Source organism: Rhizobium sp. BK602 (assembly GCF_014195095.1).
Classification (GTDB): domain Bacteria; phylum Pseudomonadota; class Alphaproteobacteria; order Rhizobiales; family Rhizobiaceae; genus Rhizobium.
This window is the reverse complement of sequence record NZ_JACIBC010000001.1, coordinates 316,600-334,342: the sequence shown is the minus strand read 5'-3', so window position 1 is coordinate 334,342 and position 17,743 is coordinate 316,600. Positions and strand designations below refer to the sequence as shown.

The 17,743-nt window shown below is 61.1% G+C and carries 17 protein-coding genes and 1 other RNA gene; 8 read left to right on the top strand and 10 right to left on the bottom strand.

What is annotated here, in order from left to right:
• Position 1: 1 nt before the first annotated feature.
• From rsmH to FHX11_RS01605, 8 genes are all read right to left on the bottom strand, one after another.
• Positions 2-1,027 (bottom strand): 16S rRNA (cytosine(1402)-N(4))-methyltransferase RsmH, encoded by a 1,026-nt coding sequence (rsmH, locus tag FHX11_RS01640; RefSeq protein WP_184354400.1) that lies wholly within the window; start codon positions 1,025-1,027, stop codon positions 2-4.
• 14 nt (positions 1,028-1,041) lie between these two features.
• Positions 1,042-1,482, bottom strand: coding sequence for a division/cell wall cluster transcriptional repressor MraZ (mraZ, locus tag FHX11_RS01635; protein WP_184355752.1), 441 nt, complete (start codon positions 1,480-1,482; stop codon positions 1,042-1,044).
• A gap of 428 nt (positions 1,483-1,910) precedes the next feature.
• Positions 1,911-2,310: RNase P RNA component class A (gene rnpB / locus FHX11_RS01630), an RNA gene on the bottom strand.
• Positions 2,311-2,377: 67 nt separating this feature from the next.
• Positions 2,378-3,571 carry an FAD-binding oxidoreductase gene (locus tag FHX11_RS01625; protein WP_184354398.1) on the bottom strand — a complete coding sequence of 398 codons (1,194 nt, stop codon included), beginning with the start codon at positions 3,569-3,571 and terminating at the stop codon, positions 2,378-2,380.
• A gap of 82 nt (positions 3,572-3,653) precedes the next feature.
• A complete protein-coding gene (locus FHX11_RS01620; RefSeq protein WP_184354396.1) occupies positions 3,654-4,211 on the bottom strand; it encodes a transglycosylase SLT domain-containing protein in 558 nt (185 codons plus the stop codon).
• 267 nt (positions 4,212-4,478) lie between these two features.
• Complete coding sequence (locus FHX11_RS01615; RefSeq protein WP_184354394.1) at positions 4,479-5,240, bottom strand: N-acetylmuramoyl-L-alanine amidase; 762 nt, start codon at positions 5,238-5,240, stop codon at positions 4,479-4,481.
• Positions 5,237-5,941 (bottom strand): DnaJ family molecular chaperone, encoded by a 705-nt coding sequence (locus tag FHX11_RS01610; RefSeq protein ID WP_184354392.1) that lies wholly within the window; start codon positions 5,939-5,941, stop codon positions 5,237-5,239. The genes FHX11_RS01615 and FHX11_RS01610 overlap by 4 nt, the downstream gene beginning before the upstream one ends.
• A gap of 95 nt (positions 5,942-6,036) precedes the next feature.
• Entirely contained in the window at positions 6,037-6,213 is a 177-nt protein-coding gene (locus tag FHX11_RS01605) for a hypothetical protein (RefSeq protein ID WP_184354390.1), read from the bottom strand.
• A 49-nt stretch (positions 6,214-6,262) separates the two neighbouring features.
• On the opposite strand from FHX11_RS01605, the gene FHX11_RS01600 reads away from it, so the two are divergent.
• The 3 genes from FHX11_RS01600 (at position 6,263) to FHX11_RS01590 (ending at position 9,430) form a co-directional block, all read left to right on the top strand.
• On the top strand, positions 6,263-7,474 hold the full coding sequence (locus FHX11_RS01600; RefSeq protein ID WP_184354388.1) for a pyrophosphate--fructose-6-phosphate 1-phosphotransferase: 1,212 nt from the start codon (positions 6,263-6,265) through the stop codon (positions 7,472-7,474).
• A 59-nt stretch (positions 7,475-7,533) separates the two neighbouring features.
• A complete protein-coding gene (locus FHX11_RS01595) occupies positions 7,534-8,169 on the top strand; it encodes a LysE family translocator (protein WP_184354386.1) in 636 nt (211 codons plus the stop codon).
• A 115-nt stretch (positions 8,170-8,284) separates the two neighbouring features.
• Positions 8,285-9,430, top strand: coding sequence for a transglycosylase SLT domain-containing protein (locus FHX11_RS01590; protein ID WP_184354384.1), 1,146 nt, complete (start codon positions 8,285-8,287; stop codon positions 9,428-9,430).
• Positions 9,431-9,467: 37 nt separating this feature from the next.
• On the opposite strand, the gene FHX11_RS01585 is transcribed toward FHX11_RS01590, so the two are convergent.
• Entirely contained in the window at positions 9,468-10,856 is a 1,389-nt protein-coding gene (locus tag FHX11_RS01585; protein ID WP_184354382.1) for a serine hydrolase, read from the bottom strand.
• A gap of 190 nt (positions 10,857-11,046) precedes the next feature.
• Here FHX11_RS01585 and FHX11_RS01580 point away from each other — a divergent pair, with 190 nt between their 5' ends.
• The 5 genes from FHX11_RS01580 (at position 11,047) to FHX11_RS01560 (ending at position 16,388) form a co-directional block, all read left to right on the top strand.
• The gene (locus FHX11_RS01580; RefSeq protein WP_184354380.1) at positions 11,047-12,294 is read left to right on the top strand and encodes a DUF3419 family protein; all 1,248 of its coding nucleotides are present in this window, start codon (positions 11,047-11,049) and stop codon (positions 12,292-12,294) included.
• 50 nt (positions 12,295-12,344) lie between these two features.
• Positions 12,345-12,965 (top strand): class I SAM-dependent methyltransferase, encoded by a 621-nt coding sequence (locus FHX11_RS01575; RefSeq protein ID WP_184355751.1) that lies wholly within the window; start codon positions 12,345-12,347, stop codon positions 12,963-12,965.
• Positions 12,966-13,180: 215 nt separating this feature from the next.
• Positions 13,181-13,972 carry a GH25 family lysozyme gene (locus tag FHX11_RS01570; RefSeq protein ID WP_184354378.1) on the top strand — a complete coding sequence of 264 codons (792 nt, stop codon included), beginning with the start codon at positions 13,181-13,183 and terminating at the stop codon, positions 13,970-13,972.
• 79 nt (positions 13,973-14,051) lie between these two features.
• Positions 14,052-15,296: a lytic murein transglycosylase gene (locus tag FHX11_RS01565; RefSeq protein WP_184354376.1), complete on the top strand. Its 1,245-nt coding sequence runs from the start codon at positions 14,052-14,054 to the stop codon at positions 15,294-15,296.
• Between the two features lie 162 nt (positions 15,297-15,458).
• Complete coding sequence (locus FHX11_RS01560) at positions 15,459-16,388, top strand: DMT family transporter (protein WP_184354374.1); 930 nt, start codon at positions 15,459-15,461, stop codon at positions 16,386-16,388.
• A 452-nt stretch (positions 16,389-16,840) separates the two neighbouring features.
• On the opposite strand, the gene metF is transcribed toward FHX11_RS01560, so the two are convergent.
• Positions 16,841-17,743: a methylenetetrahydrofolate reductase [NAD(P)H] gene (metF, locus tag FHX11_RS01555; RefSeq protein ID WP_184354372.1), complete on the bottom strand. Its 903-nt coding sequence runs from the start codon at positions 17,741-17,743 to the stop codon at positions 16,841-16,843.

The following is a 17,743-nucleotide window of genomic DNA, read 5'->3' as shown; positions in this document are numbered from 1 at the left end:
ATCAACCTCCGAGCTTTCCGAGACTGGCGAGATTGGGCAGATCGAAGATCGAGAGGTCGGCGGCCTCCGCCGGTGCGCTGGTGCGAAGACCCGCGCGCAGCTTGGCCGAGCGCGCCCGCGGATTGATCTCCGCCTCGGCATCGCTTGCCGAAATCACCGCCTTGCCGATCGCGTCGAAAGTCGCCGCGCGCTCCTGCACCATGGGCATATGACGGGAACCGGCGGCACGGCCGGAGCGGTCGGAAAAGAACTTCTTGACGATGCGGTCTTCCAGGGAATGGAAGGTGACGACCACCAGGCGTCCGCCCGGCTTCAAAGCCCGCTCGGCGGCAAACAGCGCCTGCGCCAGCTCGCCCAGCTCGTCATTGACGAAGATGCGCAGCGCCTGAAAGACGCGGGTGGCCGGATGGATCTTGTCCTTGGCCTTCCGCGGCGTGACAACCTCGATCAGGCCGGCAAGATCGCGGGTCGTGACGAAGGGCGCCTCAGCCCGGCGCTTTTCAATCGCATGCGCGATGCGCGGCGCCTGCTTTTCCTCGCCGAGAAGAACGAAAATGCGGATGAGATCGGCAAGCTTGGCGCGATTGACGACGTCGGCAGCGGATACGCCACTGGCCGACATGCGCATATCGAGCGGACCAGTCTTGCTGAACGAAAAGCCGCGCTCGGCCTCGTCGAGCTGCATGGAGGAGACGCCGATATCCAGCACCACGCCGTCAAGCCCGCCCGCTGGCGCCTGATCGGCAAGCTGCGAAAACTGCGATTGAACAAGAGTAAGATGACCCGAATGGGTCGCAACCATCGCCTGCCCCGCCGCAATGGCGGTGGGATCGCGATCAAGCGCGATCACATCGGCGCCAGCCGCCAGGATGGCCGACGTATAGCCGCCGGCACCGAACGTGCCGTCGAGAATGAGCTTGCCGGGAGCCGGCGCCAGCGCCTCGAGCACTTCCTTGAGAAGAACCGGAATGTGGCGAACCGGTCCGCCATCGGCATCAGTCAAACCTCCGCCTGAATTCGCCACCATTCCGTTTCCCCGTTCTATTCCGAGCGCCGCCCCGCCAGCTTGCGCTCCTCTCGTGCCTGCGCCTGCAAGGCCTGAAAAGCCTCCGGCTGCCACAGTTGAAAATGATCCGCCCGACCGACAAAGGTCACCTCGCTGGTGATACCGGTGAAGCCGCGGATAAAATCCGTGACCATCAACCGCCCTTCCGCATCGAGCTTCATGAAGACCCCGCCCCCGTGAATGAGGAGCGACATCTGGTTCGCCGCCGGCGAAAACGGATCGTCCGCCGCGATCTGCCGCTCGAACCGGTCGAGCAGATCGAGACCGCCGACGCTGATCGCCGGAAACACAAAATCCTGGAAACAATACAGCTCCTGGATATTGCGCTCCGCCAGCACGGACCGAAACACCGCCGGCACGGATACCCGGCCCTTGGCATCGATCCTGTTGGTCGCATTCGACAGGAAGCGGTTCATGACGCGAAACACCCGTTCCCCATGACCTACGGGCAACTACTCGCCCACAGACATAGCCAAAATCGGACACAGCTTCGCAAGCCGAAAGAACGAACGCCCTTCCGACGCCTCCCTGAAAGGAGGGATCATGGCTTTGCGATGAATGGGCACTGATTTGCCCTTGTGCAATGTGCTTTTGGGATACCATGGGACCATATGGGCGTCAATGGGATGAGACCACAGAGACGTGGCCACAGCCTAAATATTCATAAGGCGTTAAGTTTAACGAAAGGTTAGGATGCCCCTCGCGGAAGGCCTCGAAACAGATTGTTTTCACAAGCAAAAGGCTTGCGCGCCGACCTCGGGACAAGCTGGAAAACAAGGCTTGTTAGCGGTTCGAAAAATTGTTTTCGCCATACGGACGGAATGTCCCGGCAAGGCGGGAATGATTTGCCAGTTGGCCTGTAAGCCGGGTTCTGTATGGCTCCGGCCGAGACCGGAACGTGGCAGCCATTCATCTGGGACGTCGCTTGCGCGCCGCCTCTTGCAACCCACCCGGATGACCGGCCCGGAAACGGGCTGGAACGCTTTCGCGCTCCGCGTCATCCCTATTCGGTTTTGCTCCCGGTGGGGTTTACCGTGCCGTCGCTGTTGCCAGAGACGCGGTGGGCTCTTACCCCACCCTTTCACCCTTACCCGATCCGAGGACCGGGCGGTTTGCTTTCTGTGGCACTTTCCCTGAGGTTGCCCTCGCCGGACGTTATCCGGCACCGTGTTTCCGTGGAGCCCGGACTTTCCTCACTCTACCGCCTTTCGGCATTGGTAAAGCGCGGCTGCCCGGCCAACTGGCAGGGGCTCATTAACCGAGACCGCCGGCAATTGCCACTGAAATATGCAGCTTTATTCCAGCCGCTTCCTAGGCGCGGAAATGTGCTGAGAAATCCGTGCGGTAGCCGTCGTCCTTGATTCGACCTTCGAGCAGCAGCTCCGCACCGAGCCTGCCGATCTCGTCCGAGCTCTTGGCCGCGGTGCCGCAGCCACCAGTCAGAACCGCCACGCGCGGCGAAGACGTGTAGCCGATCATGGGATAGCCGGTCGGCGAATGGGAGACGGCGCAGGAATTGGTGAATGAGGACGGCCGCGTTACGCCGGGAACCAGCCCGTGGAAAATCCGCGAGAGATGATCGCGCGCCTTGTCGCGACCGGCCGTGCGGAACCATGCACGCAGCGCCGGCTCGCTATCGAACTGGAGGTCGTCGGGATCGCCACCGATCTTCATGTAATATTTGCCGTCGGGATAGCGGATCGGCGGCAGCATATAGATGCTGTCGGCATCGTCGGGCGTCTTGGATATCAGCGACGGCATCGCCGACATCGCCTCGGCTTCGTCCTCGCCGAGCTCAAAGAAAGTCACTGTGCGGCCATAAACCTTCATCTCAACAGGTCGCGGCAACAGATTCTCGGCAATGGAGAAACCGCCAGCGGCAAGCAGGACTTTCTCGGCGCGGAACGTCTCGCCTTCCGCCGTGGTGACGACCGCCAGACCGTCCTCGTCGCGGATCGACACGGCGGTCTGTTTGATGACCTTGGCCCCCGCCTTTTCCGCCAGCAGCGACTGCGCCTTCACGAGCTTCCGCGGACTGATATGGCCGGCGCCCCGCGGCTCGTGGACACCCTCACTGCCTTCCGCGAAGGAAAAGAAGGGAAATTTCGCCTTCAGCCCGGCATCGTCGAGAAGCGCAGTCCGGACGCCCAGCCGGGACGCCGCATCGATGATATCGCCGACATAGGCATCGGCGCCGCCTCGCTTCGGCCCGACCACGAGGCAGCCGACCGGCGCATAGAACGGGATGCCGCTGTCGCGCTCGATCTCGGCATAACGCGCGATCGAGCGATTGGCGAGCAGCGCCCAGTCGGCATCGGGGTCGATAGTGCGGGTGATACGGCCTTCATCGTAATGGCTGCCGAAGACGCCCTGATGGCTGGCGCGGTCCTCCGGTTCATCCGGACCGATGACCGCAATGCCATCCGTCCGCCTGGCCAGATGGCGGGCGGCGGCCGCCCCCATCATTCCCCGGCCGACAACGATGAACCTGAAATCCGCTGCCATGTCATATCCCTCGCGAATGAGCGCAAGTTCGATAGCATGGAAAGCGATTCCGCCCTACCCGCAATCCCACCGTAAACCGGTCTTAATCGAGCAGCGCCAGCACCTTGCCGCAATATCTCTTCGAGATCGGGTTCATCCGGGTCGCGCCATGGCCGGCATTGTATTTGAGAATGGTGTTGCAGGTCGGACCGCCGCCAAGATCCTGCGCCATGGCCAGGTACTTCATGCCGAACTTGATGTTCGTCTCGGGATCGTAAAGACCCTTGGTCTTGCCGGAATAGCCCATCATCCGCGCCGTCGCCGGCTTGATCTGCATCAGACCGACTTCGCCGGCGCTGCCGGTCGTTCTCGGATTGAAGTTACTCTCGATCTTGATAACGGCAGTTGCCAATTGAACCGGCACGCCATTCTGCTTGGCGTATTTGGCAATCAGGACGGAATAACGGTTCTGCTGTGCAAAAGAGGTTTCAGCATCGCGCAATTCGGCGGGAACGTTCGGCATCGGATAACCGGTCGTACGCTTGGCGATGCGCAGGGGAACAGTCTCGGTTTTCTCGCCGCGCGGGCCGGCAAAGGCAGAATCATACCCTGTCAACAGCACGCTCGCGCATGCCGCTGCCGCAATAATCAAGTTTTTCATGTAGTCTTTTGTCTCCAGGCGTGGGAACGCGGATGGCGCAAATCCATCAATCCGGCTGGAGGCAAAAAGAGCCGCCGGAGGGCACGGTCCCCGTTTATTCGTTTACGGCCGCGCTACACACAAACTCGACCTGCGCGACCGCCGTTCAGCGAGCGTCGTTAGACCAGTGCAATGCGGAGATAATAGGGAAATGATGTGGCGTTGCAGCACGTTACGCATTTTTCGCGCGGGAGTGGGTGCTCCGGCGCAAACAACACCCAAGCAGCGTCAGGAAAAACGGGGCAAGGAAGAGAGCAGACGATGCAGCGTGTCGATGGTCGAAAAATCAGCGATGCCGTCGACCCTCTCTTGGCGGAAATGGCGCTGGAAAGCTTGAACATCGCCTTCCAGTTTTGAGGAGAATTCGCCCGTTATTTCCGTATCATAGCCATAGAGCGAGAGCATCGACTGCAAGGCTTCGATCGGCTGCCCGACATCGCCCTTCTGGAAGAAGCGCCCACCCGTGATCGGGGTCGGTTCGACCCAGTGACCGATCCCCGCCGCAGCCAGCCGCGCCCAGGGGAATTTCTCGCCCGGATCGACCTTGCGCACGGGGGCGACATCGGAGTGTCCGAGTACCCTTTCGGGCGCGATTGCCCAGCGTTGGCCGCAATCACGACACAGTTCGATCACTGCTTCGATCTGCGCATCGGGGAATTCCGGCAGGCCACCGGGATGACCCGCATTGGCGATCTCGATGCCGATCGATAGCGAATTGATATCCGCCTCGCCCTGCCACAGGCTCTTGCCAGCATGCCATGCACGGCGCTCTTCCGGCACGAGCTGGATCACGCGTCCATCCTCGAAGACGAAGTAATGGCTCGATACCTGGCTTTCGTCGCGACAGAGCCAGTCGAGCGCGCCCTCGGCGGTGCCCATGCCGGTATAATGCAGAAGGATCATATCCGGCTTGCGCCCGTCTTTCCGCTCGCCATGGTTCGGCGACGCCTGCACGCTGGCGCCTGCGAAATCTGCCGGAAAGGATGTCATGCGGCGCGGCGTTCTTTCTCGATCTCGGCATAGGCTGCGTTGAGAGCCGCCATCCGCTCGTTGGCGATCTGGTGGAACTCCTCCGGCAGGCCGCGCGAGACGAGACGATCGGGATGGTTCTCATAGACCAGCCCGTGATAGCGGCGGCGAATGGTCGGGAAATCGTCCTGCGGTGAAACGCCGAGCACCTTATAGGGATCGCGGCCACTGACATGGCGCGCCATGATCTGCTCGAAGCGCTCTTCGCTCATCTGGAAGATCTGCGCGACGCTCTGAAGGAAGGCTATTTCCTTCTCATGGATGAGACCGTCCGCCTTGGCGATATGGAAAAGACCATCAAGCACGTCTTCCAGCACCGGGCAATCATTGGCGCAGGTGACGCAGAGCGACGACAGCCGCTCGGCATAAGCCTCGTAGCCGGCGACGTCCTGACGCGCCAGATTATAGAGACGCGCGACGTTCTTGGCCTGGTCCGGCGGAAATTCGAAGATTTCGCGAAAGGCGTTGACCTCGTTTTCGGTCACGATGCCGTCGGCCTTCGCCATCTTGGCGGAAAGAGCGATTATCGCGACAGAAAAGGCGACCTTGCGGCGTGTTTCCGGGTCGCCCTCGAACAGCGTACGGATCGCCTCGACCACCGCCGACAGGGCATTGCCAGCGGTGCTACCAACAGCATTCAGCAATTTTTCCCAGAACGACAACACGGCCTCAACTACCCTTTCAAAGAAGAAACACGTTGATCAAATAATGGTTGCGATTGCAAGCTGCCCATTGGCCGCAGGCTCGAAAACAGTTTTCACAATTCGGTAATGATGCCGTGTTCGACCACATCTTTTTCGAACCCATTTTTCGAACCCATGCCGCTGGGGATGATCCCGATGGCTGACCGGCCATAATCGCCATAGCGAGAAACAACAAAGCGCTGTTTTCTTAAATTCTTTACTTTACAGCCATGCCCGCCTGTCGCATCCATTCGACGGCACTCACCGCAATAACGCAGTACGGCTGCAAGGAGGTTCCCCATGGCCAAACAGAAAGTCGCAATGCTCACCGCCGGCGGATTGGCTCCCTGCCTGTCGTCCGCTGTCGGCGGCCTGATCCAGCGCTATACCGACGTAGCACCCGATCTCGAGCTCATCGCCTATCGCTCCGGTTATCAGGGCGTTCTGCTGGGTGACCGCATCGAAATTACGCCCGACATGCGCGAGCGTGCGTACCTGCTGCACCGCTATGGCGGTTCGCCGATCGGCAACAGCCGAGTCAAGCTCACCAACGCCGCCGATTGCGTCAAGCGCGGCCTGGTCAAGGAAGGCGAAAATCCGCTGCGCGTCGCGGCGGAACGCCTCGCCTCCGACGGTGTCACCATCCTTCATACGATCGGCGGCGACGATACCAACACCACGGCGGCCGATCTCGCCGCCTATCTCGGCGCCAATGGCTACGACCTGACCGTGGTCGGCCTGCCGAAGACGGTCGACAACGACGTCGTGCCGATCCGCCAGTCTCTCGGCGCCTGGACGGCAGCCGAAGTCGGCGCGTATTTCTTCGACAATGTCAGCAACGAACAGACCGCCGCCCCGCGCACCCTGGTCATCCACGAGGTCATGGGACGCCACTGCGGCTGGCTGACGGCGGCAACCGCCCGTGCGTATATTCAGAAGACCAACGGCAATGAATATGTCGAAGGCTTCATGATAAACGCCGAGATGAAGGGCATCGACGGCCTCTATCTGCCGGAGATGGCCTTCGATATCGAAGCGGAAGCCGATCGCCTCAAGGCCCTCATGGACAAGACCGGCCAGGTGACGCTGTTCGTTTCCGAAGGCGCCGGGCTCGACGCCATCGTCGCCGAACGCGAGGCCGCCGGCGAAACCATCAAGCGCGACGCTTTCGGCCATGTGAAGATCGACACCGTCAATGTCGGCAACTGGTTCCAGAAGCAGTTCGCCTCACTGCTCGGCGCCGAGCGCTCCATGGTACAGAAGTCGGGCTATTTCGCCCGCTCAGCACCGGCCAACGGCGATGATCTGCGCCTGATCCAGGGCATGGTCGATCTTGCGGTCGAAAGCGCGCTGAACAAGGTGTCCGGCGTCACCGGCCATGACGAAGGCCAGAACGGCAAGCTACGCACCATCGAATTCCCGCGCATCAAGGGCGGCAAGGCCTTCGATCTGTCGACACCATGGTTTGCCGAAGTCATGGATCACATCGGGCAAAAATACACGCAGTCCTAATTGACGGATCGCAAATCCAATGTCTTTGCTGGCGGCGAAAAGGAATAGAGGAGGATTCCATGTCGATTGAAACCTGGCTCGCTTTCGCCGCCGCATCCTGCATCATGCTGGCAATTCCCGGCCCGACGATCCTCCTCGTGATCTCCTACGCACTCGGTCATGGCCGCAAGACCGCATTGGCAACCGTCACCGGCGTGACGCTTGGTGACTTCACGGCGATGACCGCCTCGCTTGCCGGTCTCGGCGCCCTTCTCGCCACCTCGGCAGCGCTGTTCACGGTCCTGAAGCTGATCGGTGCCGCCTATCTGATGTTCCTCGGAATCAAGCTCTGGCGCGCCCCGATCGTCACCGGTCCGTTGGGCGACAACGACAATCTTCCTGAGGAAAAGCCGCTGAAGATCATGATGCACGCCTATGTTGTAACGGCCCTGAACCCGAAGAGCATCATCTTCTTCATTGCCTTCGTGCCGCAATTCCTCGACATGTCGAAGCCGTTCCTTCCGCAAACCCTTATTCTGGAGGCGACTTTCCTCACCCTGGCCGCACTGAACTCGCTGATTTATGTCTTCGTCGCCGACATGGCGCGAGGCTTTATCCGCAAGGCCAGCGTGCAACGCGCCGTGAATCGCACCGGCGGAACCCTGTTGATCGCCGCCGGCGCGGTGACCGCCGGCTACCGCCGCATGGCCGCGTGACGCCGGCCAGGGTTGCGGCGCGATCACGGATAGGTTAATGGGGATTCATAAATTTACCGATCCTGTGACGGATTTGCATCGCAGGACATGGGGTGGTTTTTTCGAAAGTGACAGAATGGTAGCGATCGGATTTCCCGGCCTGAAGCGCAGCGTTGCCTTTTCGGCGATGGTGTGCGGCGCCCTTGCGGGGTGTGCAAGCACTCAGCAACAGACGTCCCAGGCAGAACTCCCGTCGGCTCGGACCAACGTGCCGAATCCGACTATTGGCCCGATGACGACAGGTGTCGCACCGTCCACGAGTGGCGCAGCCGTGGCTGCTGCAGCCCCTGCGACGGGCCAGCAAGGCCAGCCGATGCAACAAGCGGCATTGACCAAGTCCGATCGTGTCGGCACCGGCTCTCCGGTTGCCCAGGGCCAGATCCAGGCCGCGCAGGACCGCATGGGCGGTCCGGTCGTGACGCCACCGAACCAGGGCACGGTCGCCATTGCCGCCGCAACGGGCGCAGCCCCGACGAATCCATCGCCGGCTGCGGCCTATGCCGCCTCCGACGAGCCGGTCATCCCTTCCGTCGTCGCCATTCCAATGCCGAATCCGGCACGCCCCGGTGACAATGCGCTCCTTCCGGTTTCGGCATCGACCGCCCAGGCGACCATCCCGATGACCTCCGACGTCGTGGCCATCCAGTCCGTCGTCCCGACGCCACGGCCCGGCAGCGACGCGCCCACCATGGCGCCGGCCGAAGTCGCCTATGCGGCGCCCGAGCAGATCGGCCTGCGCCGCTATGCGGACAACCGCATGCATTACGACTTCAACTTCGATACCAGCGGCCCCACGGTCGTTTCCGCGGCACCCATCGCTCCGAACTACGATTCCGATGTGCCGCCGGCGGAAAAGGGCTACGTGTCGAAGCTCATCCAGAAATACGCCAAGCTTTACGAAATCCCGGAATCGCTGATTCATCGCGTCGTACACCGCGAGAGCCGCTATAATTCCAAGGCCTACAACAAGGCCGGCTATTTCGGCCTGATGCAGATCAAGTACAACACGGCCAAGTCCATGGGCTATCAAGGTCCGCCGTCGGGTCTGCTCGACGCCGAAACCAACATCAAATATGCCGCCAAATATCTGCGCGGCGCATGGATGGTTGCCGACAGCAAGACTGATAACAAGGAAGTCAATGCTGTTCAGCTCTATGCGCGTGGCTATTATTACGATGCCAAGCGCAAGGGGCTGACGGACGTCGCCCACGGCAACTACTGATCAAGCTGATCTCATTTCGAAGACGCCGGCCCGGACCTCACGTCTTGGCCGGCGTCGTCGCATCCAGGATCTTCTTCAGCAAGATCTGCGGCTTGTAGCCGACCCAGCTTGGTGTCAGTCCGAGACGCACGAAGACGAGATTGGCCGACGGCACGATGGCGACGCTCTGGCCGTCATGACCGAGCATCCAGAACGTATCCGAAGGCAGGCCGAATTGCCCATCTGAACCACCCGGCCCCGCGAGCCAGGCCTGAACCTGCGAATAGGTGCCGCCGGACGCCTTGGTCGGCGTACGCATGGCTCCGACAAAGCCTTCCGGCAGCAGGCGCTGGCCCTTCCACACGCCGTCCTGCAGCAGGAATTGCCCGAAGCGAGCCCAGTCCCGCGCGGTCGCATAGAGATAAGAACTGCCGACATAGGTGCCGCGCTCATCCGCCTCCAGTACCGCACTCGCCATGCCGAGGGGCGAAAACAGCGCCTCGCGCGGATAGCCGATCGCGGCACTCAGGTTGGGGAGCCTGTTCATCCAGATCCGTGAAAGCAGGGTTGCGGTTCCGCTGGAATAGCTGAAGCGCTCGCCGGCCAGCGCCTCCTGTCGGGCATTGGTCGCAATGCTGGTCGTATCCGCATCGAGATAGAGCATCCGCGTCACGTCCGAGACGGCACCATAACTCTCATTGAAGGCCAGCCCGCTCTCCATGCCGAGGAGATCGCTGAGCTTGATGGTCTTGCGCGCGTCGGCGCTCCATTGCGCCAGCAGGTTCTGATCGTCGAAGGACATCTTGCCGGTCAGCATCAGGCGGCCGATGATGGCGGCGTTGACCGTCTTCGTCATCGACCAGCCGATCAGTGGCGTAGCCTTGTCGAAACCCTCGCCATAATTCTCCGCGACGATGCGGCCATCCTTGACGACGACGATGGCGCGCATGGCCTGGCCGGCAAGATCGGGATCGGCGATCAATTTGGAGAGCGCGGCACCCGTCCCGTCCGCATCGACAGCGACCCTGTCGCCGTCCGGCCAAACCGAATCGCGTTTCGGCGCCTTCACCTTGTTGAGGAAGACCGCGCTGCGCGCCGCCTGCAGGTCACCATCCGGCACCGTCGCGCAACCGAGCGCGCCGCGATAGAGTGCATAATTGGGCGCGAACATGCCGAGGATGCGAGCCGTCACCAGCCCCTCCTCCCGATTGACCGAAACCCGGACCAGCCTCAGCGCCGGATTGCCCGGCGCCTGCACATCGTCCGCCAGGACCTGGTCGGGATCGCGCTTGGCGATAAACGTGTTCGAACAAACGATCTTGGCGGCATAACCGTCACCGACCCGAAGCAACTCAGGTGGCGAGATGGAAAGCCAGACGGCACCGCCAACGACAATGATCACCAACAAAAAGACAAGAGCCAGGATCGCTCTCGATATCCAACGCATGCCGCACGCCCTCCAAAGGTAGGCGGAGACAATCAGGAAACGCAGCAATATGAAAGAGCTATCATCGTCACTCTTCCGCAAATATCCGTGCGGCCGCCCTATAGTCCCGCCTACCAACAGCCCACGTCATCAGACTGTAGCATTGCCGGGTTACACGCGCTGAACCTGACAAATCGGTGACAAGACTCAGATGACGGAATTCGCCCCGGAAGCCGGTCTCCACAAGAACCGGAAACTCAAGGACGCTCTGCTGCAACACAAGGCTCTGTCCAAGGCCGGCTTTTCCGAACGTCTGTTCGGCATGCTGTTCTCCGGCCTTGTCTATCCGCAGATCTGGGAAGATCCGGATGTCGACATGGAGGCGATGGAGCTTCAGCCGCATCATCGCATCGTCACCATCGGTTCCGGCGGCTGCAACATGCTCGCCTATCTCTCGCAGAGCCCGGCCTCGATCGACGTCGTCGACCTCAACCGGCACCATATCGCGCTGAACAAGCTGAAGCTCGCCGCCTTCCGGCTGCTGCCCGCTCATGCCGACCTCGTGCGCTTCTTCGGCACGCCGGGCGTCAGCGCCAACAGCCAGGCCTATGAGGAATTCATCGCGCCCCGGCTCGATCCGGCAACCGCCGCCTATTGGGATGGCCGGGATCTCTATGGCCGCCGCCGCGTGACCGTATTCAACCGCAATATCTACAAGACAGGCCTGCTCGGCCGCTTCATCGGCGCCGCCCATATATTGGCCCGCCTGCACGGCGTTCGCCTCGCCAAGCTGACCGAAGCCCGCACGCTGCGCGAACAACGGCAGTTCTTCGACAATGAAATCGCGCCGATCTTCGACCGGCCGATGGTGCGCTGGCTGCTCGGCCGCAAGAGCTCGCTTTTCGGCCTCGGCATCCCGCCGCAGCAATATGATGAGCTCGCCAGCCTTGCCGGCGACGATTCGATTGCCGGCGTCCTCAAGCATCGCCTGGAAAAGCTCACCTGTCACTTCCCGATGCGGGAGAACTATTTCGCCTGGCAGGCCTTTGCGCGTCGCTACGCCGCGCCGCATCAGGGGCCGCTGCCGACCTATCTGAAGCCGGAGCATTATGAGGCCATTCGCGCCAACGCCGATCGCGTCAGCGTGCATCATGCCAACTTCACCGAGCTACTCGCCTCCAAGCCCGCCGCCTCGCGCGACCGCTACATCCTGCTCGACGCGCAGGACTGGATGACCGACGAACAGCTCAATGCGCTCTGGGCCGAGATCACCCGCACCGCCCGCGACGGCGCCCGCGTGATTTTCCGCACCGCCGCCGAAAAGAGCATCATCGAGGGCCGTCTTTCGCCGGCGATCCGAGATCAATGGGTCTATGACGAGGCACGCTCGCAGGATCTCAACCTCCGCGACCGTTCCGCGATCTACGGCGGCTTCCATATTTACGGGAAGAAAGCGTGAGCCAGGCGGAAACAGGCCTCGAGGCAGCCTCCAAGAGCCATGCCGGTCTGATGGACGGGATGTATCGCTACCAGCGGCACATCTACGACCTGACCCGCAAATATTATCTTTTCGGCCGCGACCGCACCATCGCCTATCTCGACGTGCCCTTTGGCGGCTCCCTGCTGGAAGTGGGCTGCGGCACGGGTCGCAACATGCTGCTGGCTCACCGCCGCTTCCCCTCCGCCAAGCTTTACGGCCTCGATATCTCCCAGGAGATGCTGATCTCCGCCCGCCGTAATTTCCGCGGCCTGAAGCAGATGCCGGACTTCCGGGTCGCCGACGCCACCGCCTTTTCCTCGAGCGATTTCGGCGTCGAGGGTTTCGACCGCGTCATGGTCTCCTATGCGCTGTCGATGATCCCCGATTGGAAAAGCGCGGTCTCCGCATCGCTCGCTGCGGTGGTGCCCGGCGGCGAGCTGCATGTCGTCGATTTCGGCCAGCAGGAGCGCCTTCCCGCCTGGTTCCGGACCCTGCTGAAGGGGTGGTTGACGAAATTCCATGTGACGCCGCGGGCCGATCTGCGCGCCGTGCTGGAGGAAAGCGCCCGCAGCCATGGCGCAAGACTTGTCTTCGAGGAAATCGGGCGAGGCTATGCCTGGAGAGCCGTGATCACCAAGGCGCAGGCCTAGACCAAAAGCGGATTTCCGGGCAAAATACGGCCAAGAGACGCTTCAAGTATAAGATTTTGCTTGAAGATAACGGATTTTTTACGTTGATATGGTGAATAAAGTGGTAAGGCGGCTGACAACAGCTCTGCCCTTGCCTCTTTGGATTTTCGGGGACCATCTATCACGGAAGCCAAGCCTTGGGGCAGCAAGATCACTCGCGCCATAACGGGATATCCATGCGCCGGCTTCTGTTGTGCTTAATGCCGCTTGCCCTTCTCCTGAATAGCTGCACGACGGGCTATGACGCCTTGCAGACGGCCGCCATCCCCAAAACCCGTTTTCAGGACACGAAGCCGCAGGATTTCGGCCGCGATCACCCCGAGCGCCATCCGATTCACGGCATAGACGTCTCCAAATGGCAGGGCGATATCGATTGGCGGACGGTCAAGAATTCCGGCGTCGCCTTCGTCTTCATCAAGGCGACCGAAGGCAAGGATCGGATCGACCCGCGCTTCAGCGAATATTGGCAGGAAGCCAGCACGGCCGGCCTCGCGCATGCGCCCTATCATTTCTACTATTTCTGCTCGACCGCGGACGAACAGGCCGACTGGTTCATCCGCAATGTGCCGAAGGACGCCATGATGCTGCCGCCGGTCGTCGATGTCGAATGGAACCCTGGCTCTCCGACCTGCCGTACCAGACCGGATCCGCAAACGGTGCGGACGGAAATGAAGCGCTTCATGGATCGCCTGCAAGCCTATTATGGCAAGCGCCCGATCATCTACACCTCGGTCGATTTCCATCGCGAGAATCTTGCGGGTTACTTCAAGGATTATCACTTCTGGGTCCGCTCGGTCGCCAAGCATCCCACCGCGACCTACAGCGACCGCTCCTGGGCTTTCTGGCAGTACACGTCCACCGGCGTCATCCCCGGCATCAAGGGGCCGACGGACATCAATGTTTTCGCCGGCTCCGAACAGAACTGGCACAATTGGGTAGCGGCAGTACAGAAGGAAGGAAATTCTTGAGACTGCCCTAACTTCTCTCTTGCTTCTGTCACAATCTTCTGTGAAAGCGACCCTATTCTATCGGAAAAGAGGATCGCTCATGGACCGCCACACCATTCGACGCAGCGCGCTTGCGTTGTTCTTCGCTTCAGCCATGACCGGCGTGGCGATGGCCCAGAGCGCGGCCCCCGCCGCCGCATCCGGCACGGATGGCAACAACGCTCCCAAAGCAGCCTGCGGTGGCGATCTCTCCACTTTCCTGGCGGGCGTCAAGGCCGACGCGATCGCCGCCGGCGCGGATGCGGCATCCGCCGACAAGGCCTTGGCCGGCGCGCAGATCGACCCCAAGGTTCTCGCCATGGACCGGAGCCAGGGCGTCTTCCGCCAGACCTTCCTCGAATTCTCGCAGCGCACCGTCAGTCAGGGACGCCTCGATATCGGCCGCCAGAAATTGAAGCAATATGCCGATGTCTTCGCCAAGGCTGAAAAGGACTATGGCGTACCCCCGGGTATCATCACCACGTATTGGGCGATGGAAACCGATTTCGGCGCCGTTCAGGGCAATTTCAATACCCGCAATGCGCTGGTCACCCTCTCGCACGACTGCCGCCGGCCTGAGTTTTTCCGCCCGCGTCTGATCGGCTTCATCGAAATGGTGCAACATGGCGATGCCGACCCCGATACCATGACGGGTGCCTGGGCCGGGGAAATCGGCCAGACCCAGATGCTACCCCCCTCGATCATCTCTTACGGTGTCGATGGCGATGGCGACGGCCATGTCAATATGAAGACAAGCGCGGCCGACGTCATTCTCACGACGGCGCGGTTCTTCCAAAGCCTGGGCTTCCAGCGCGGCCAGCCCTGGCTGCAGGAGGTTAGTGTGCCCGACAATCTGCCCTGGGAAAAGTCGGGGCTTGGCGGGACGCTCACGGCCGCCGACTGGTTCAAGCTCGGCGTCGAGCCGCGCGACGGCAACACCAGTTTCGGCTCGCTGCCGGCTGCCCTCATCCTGCCGCAGGGTCGCAAAGGCCCGGCTTTCCTGACCTATCCGAATTACAACGCCTTTCTCGAATGGAACCAGTCCTTCATCTACACGACGTCGGCTGCCTATTTCGCCACCAGATTCGCTGGCGCACCGACCTATAACAAAGGCACGCCAGAATCCGGCTTGAACGATGTCGACATGAAGGCGCTGCAGACCAAGCTTACGGCTCGCGGCTACGATGTCGGCAAGATCGACGGCATTCTCGGTTCCGGCACGCGCGTCGCCATCCAGAAGGAACAGTTCCGCCTCGGCCTTCCCGCCGATGGCTGGGCAACGCAGGCGCTGCTGAACGCGCTCTGAGCGCCCCGCTCCTCTCCCTCGAAAGGCGGCCATGTGCCGCCTTTTTTGTTGCGATATCCCGTCTCGATCGGTGTCCTTCAAAGGCGATGGCACGCAGCAAGAAACGGGTGGCGGCCAGCCCTCGCTTCGTCCTAGATATCGCGAGCATGGAGGCAAACATCGATGAACACCAACAAGAGCGGCATGAGCGCGATGACCTGGGGCCTGCTGCTCGCGCTCGGGCTGATCTGGGGCGGCTCGTTCTTCTTTGCCCGTATCGCCGTTCATTCCGTCCCGCCGTTCACGCTGGTCTTCCTGCGCCTGTCGCTGGCAGCACTGGCGCTGCATATCTACATCGGCGGTCGCCTCCAGATCTATGAACTGCTGCGAAAACACTGGCGGCAATTCCTGCTGCTCGGCCTCATCAACAACGCCGTGCCGCATGCTTTGATCTTCATCGGCCAGACACAGATGGGCGCCGGGCTCGCCTCCATCCTGAATGCGACGACGCCGATCTGGACGGTGTTGATCGGCAATCAGCTGACCACCGACGAGCGCTTGACCTCGGCCAAGATCGCCGGCTGCGTGACGGGGTTTCTCGGCACGATCCTGCTGCTCAGCCCCAGCCTGACGAGCAGTGCCGGCGTGCCGCTCTGGGCACTGCTGCTGCCGATCCTGGCCGCTATCTCCTATGGCTTTGCTGCCATCTATGCCAAACGTTTCAAGGGCATGGCGTCGCCGGTTGTGGCAACAGGCCAATTGACGGCGTCGTCGGCCATCATGCTGCCGGTGGCCCTGTTGCTGGACCAGCCCTGGACGCTTCCGATGCCAGCGGCCGGCACGCTCGCCGCCATTCTCGGCCTGGCGCTGCTGTCGACCGCTTTCGCCTATATCCTCTATTTCCGCATCCTGGCGCTCGCCGGCGCAACCAATGCCTCGCTGGTCACCCTGCTCGTGCCGCCAAGCGCCATCCTGCTCGGCTTTCTATTTCTCGGGGAGCGGCTGGGTTGGGCTGAGGTCGCCGGCATGCTGCTGATCGGCGCCGGCCTACTCATTCTCGACGGACGGATTTACGCACGGCTGCGGCGCGATGCAGGAGCAAGCAACGCGTAACTCAAACGGGCGCACGCCATGCCGCAAACCGGCGCTACGCGGCTCGATGGCGAATATCACCTTAACTTTGTTCACAGCCAAATTAACGGCGCATTAAATTTCGTGAACAACTCAGAAACCAATTTTTTCTATATAAAACAATCAATTATCTAAAATTCATGAATCAGAATCGAAGCGCCATACCGCGCCGCAGCATCGAATTTGCTTTCCAAGCGACACATTTCCGACATAGAGTCTAACGGTTGACTAAGGAGGAAGACATGGGATTGACGCGATCCATCAACGTCCTAGTGGTCAGTGCAGCGTTCGTCTTCGTGCTCACGATGCTTTTCATCTGACGCATGACGAACACCATAACCGACTGAACTCCTGAGAGCTAACAAAACGGCCTATTCATTTAAAAAGCGCATGTCGAAGACCGACATGCGCTTTTTCATCTCATCGTCTTTGTCTCAGGCGGCGGCACCGGCCGGCGCGTCGGTCCTGCGCTGAATGCCCAGCCGCTCCAGGACCGCGGAGACCAGCGGCGAGCGGTTCATCGTATAAAGATGAAATTCATGGATGCCCCGGCGCACCAGATCCTGGATCTGCTCGGCGGCGACATCGGCGGCGACCTCTGCCCTCGCCTCGGAATTGTCGTCGATACCGTCGAAGCGTTCATCCAGCCATGTCGGAATGCTGGTGCCACAGGCACCGGCAAAGCGCTTCAGCTGCGTCAGGTTCTGGATCGGCATGATGCCGGGAACGACGGGGATCTTGATGCCAGTGGCGCGCACGCGGTCGTGATAACGCTCGAAGGCATCATTGTCGAAGAAGAACTGGGTGAGCGCCCTGTCGGCGCCATTGTCGGCCTTGCGCTTCAGCATATCGATGTCGGCGGCGGTATCGCGGCTTTCCGGATGTTTTTCCGGATAGGCCGATACGGAAATGTCGAAATCGCCGCGCTCGCGCAATGCCGCCACCAGTTCGGCGGCATTGGCATAGCCGCCGGGATGCGGCTGATAGGCAGAGCCGACCCCGCCCGGCGGATCGCCACGCAGAGCGACGAAACGGCGGACGCCGGCGGCGAGAAAATCATCGATGACCCGATGCGTATCCTCGCGCGTGGCGCCGACGCATGTCAGATGCGAGGCGGTCGTGAACGGCGTCTCGTGGATCATCCGGCGCACCGCCGCCAAGGTCGGTGCCTTGGTCGAGCCGCCGGCACCGTAGGTGACGGATACGAATTCCGGCTGCCAGTCGCTGAGATCGGCGACCGTATTCCACAATTGCACCTCGGCCTCTTCCGATTTCGGCGGAAAGAACTCGAAGGAAATACGGATATTACCCTGGCCGTTTTCAGTCCTTGAAGACAT

What these genes read in the sequence shown, in the direction of transcription:
- rsmH (WP_184354400.1), bottom strand. Translation starts at nt 1,027, where the DNA reads ATGGTGGCGAATTCAGGCGGAGGTTTGACTGATGCCGATGGCGGACCG.
- mraZ (WP_184355752.1), bottom strand. Translation starts at nt 1,482, where the DNA reads ATGAACCGCTTCCTGTCGAATGCGACCAACAGGATCGATGCCAAGGGC.
- FHX11_RS01625 (WP_184354398.1), bottom strand. Translation starts at nt 3,571, where the DNA reads ATGGCAGCGGATTTCAGGTTCATCGTTGTCGGCCGGGGAATGATGGGG.
- FHX11_RS01620 (WP_184354396.1), bottom strand. Translation starts at nt 4,211, where the DNA reads ATGAAAAACTTGATTATTGCGGCAGCGGCATGCGCGAGCGTGCTGTTG.
- FHX11_RS01615 (WP_184354394.1), bottom strand. Translation starts at nt 5,240, where the DNA reads ATGACATCCTTTCCGGCAGATTTCGCAGGCGCCAGCGTGCAGGCGTCG.
- FHX11_RS01605 (WP_184354390.1), bottom strand. Translation starts at nt 6,213, where the DNA reads ATGGATGCGACAGGCGGGCATGGCTGTAAAGTAAAGAATTTAAGAAAA.
- FHX11_RS01600 (WP_184354388.1), top strand. Translation starts at nt 6,263, where the DNA reads ATGGCCAAACAGAAAGTCGCAATGCTCACCGCCGGCGGATTGGCTCCC.
- FHX11_RS01595 (WP_184354386.1), top strand. Translation starts at nt 7,534, where the DNA reads ATGTCGATTGAAACCTGGCTCGCTTTCGCCGCCGCATCCTGCATCATG.
- FHX11_RS01590 (WP_184354384.1), top strand. Translation starts at nt 8,285, where the DNA reads ATGGTAGCGATCGGATTTCCCGGCCTGAAGCGCAGCGTTGCCTTTTCG.
- FHX11_RS01585 (WP_184354382.1), bottom strand. Translation starts at nt 10,856, where the DNA reads ATGCGTTGGATATCGAGAGCGATCCTGGCTCTTGTCTTTTTGTTGGTG.
- FHX11_RS01580 (WP_184354380.1), top strand. Translation starts at nt 11,047, where the DNA reads ATGACGGAATTCGCCCCGGAAGCCGGTCTCCACAAGAACCGGAAACTC.
- FHX11_RS01575 (WP_184355751.1), top strand. Translation starts at nt 12,345, where the DNA reads ATGGACGGGATGTATCGCTACCAGCGGCACATCTACGACCTGACCCGC.
- FHX11_RS01570 (WP_184354378.1), top strand. Translation starts at nt 13,181, where the DNA reads ATGCGCCGGCTTCTGTTGTGCTTAATGCCGCTTGCCCTTCTCCTGAAT.
- FHX11_RS01565 (WP_184354376.1), top strand. Translation starts at nt 14,052, where the DNA reads ATGGACCGCCACACCATTCGACGCAGCGCGCTTGCGTTGTTCTTCGCT.
- FHX11_RS01560 (WP_184354374.1), top strand. Translation starts at nt 15,459, where the DNA reads ATGAACACCAACAAGAGCGGCATGAGCGCGATGACCTGGGGCCTGCTG.
- metF (WP_184354372.1), bottom strand. Translation starts at nt 17,743, where the DNA reads ATGTCTTCAAGGACTGAAAACGGCCAGGGTAATATCCGTATTTCCTTC.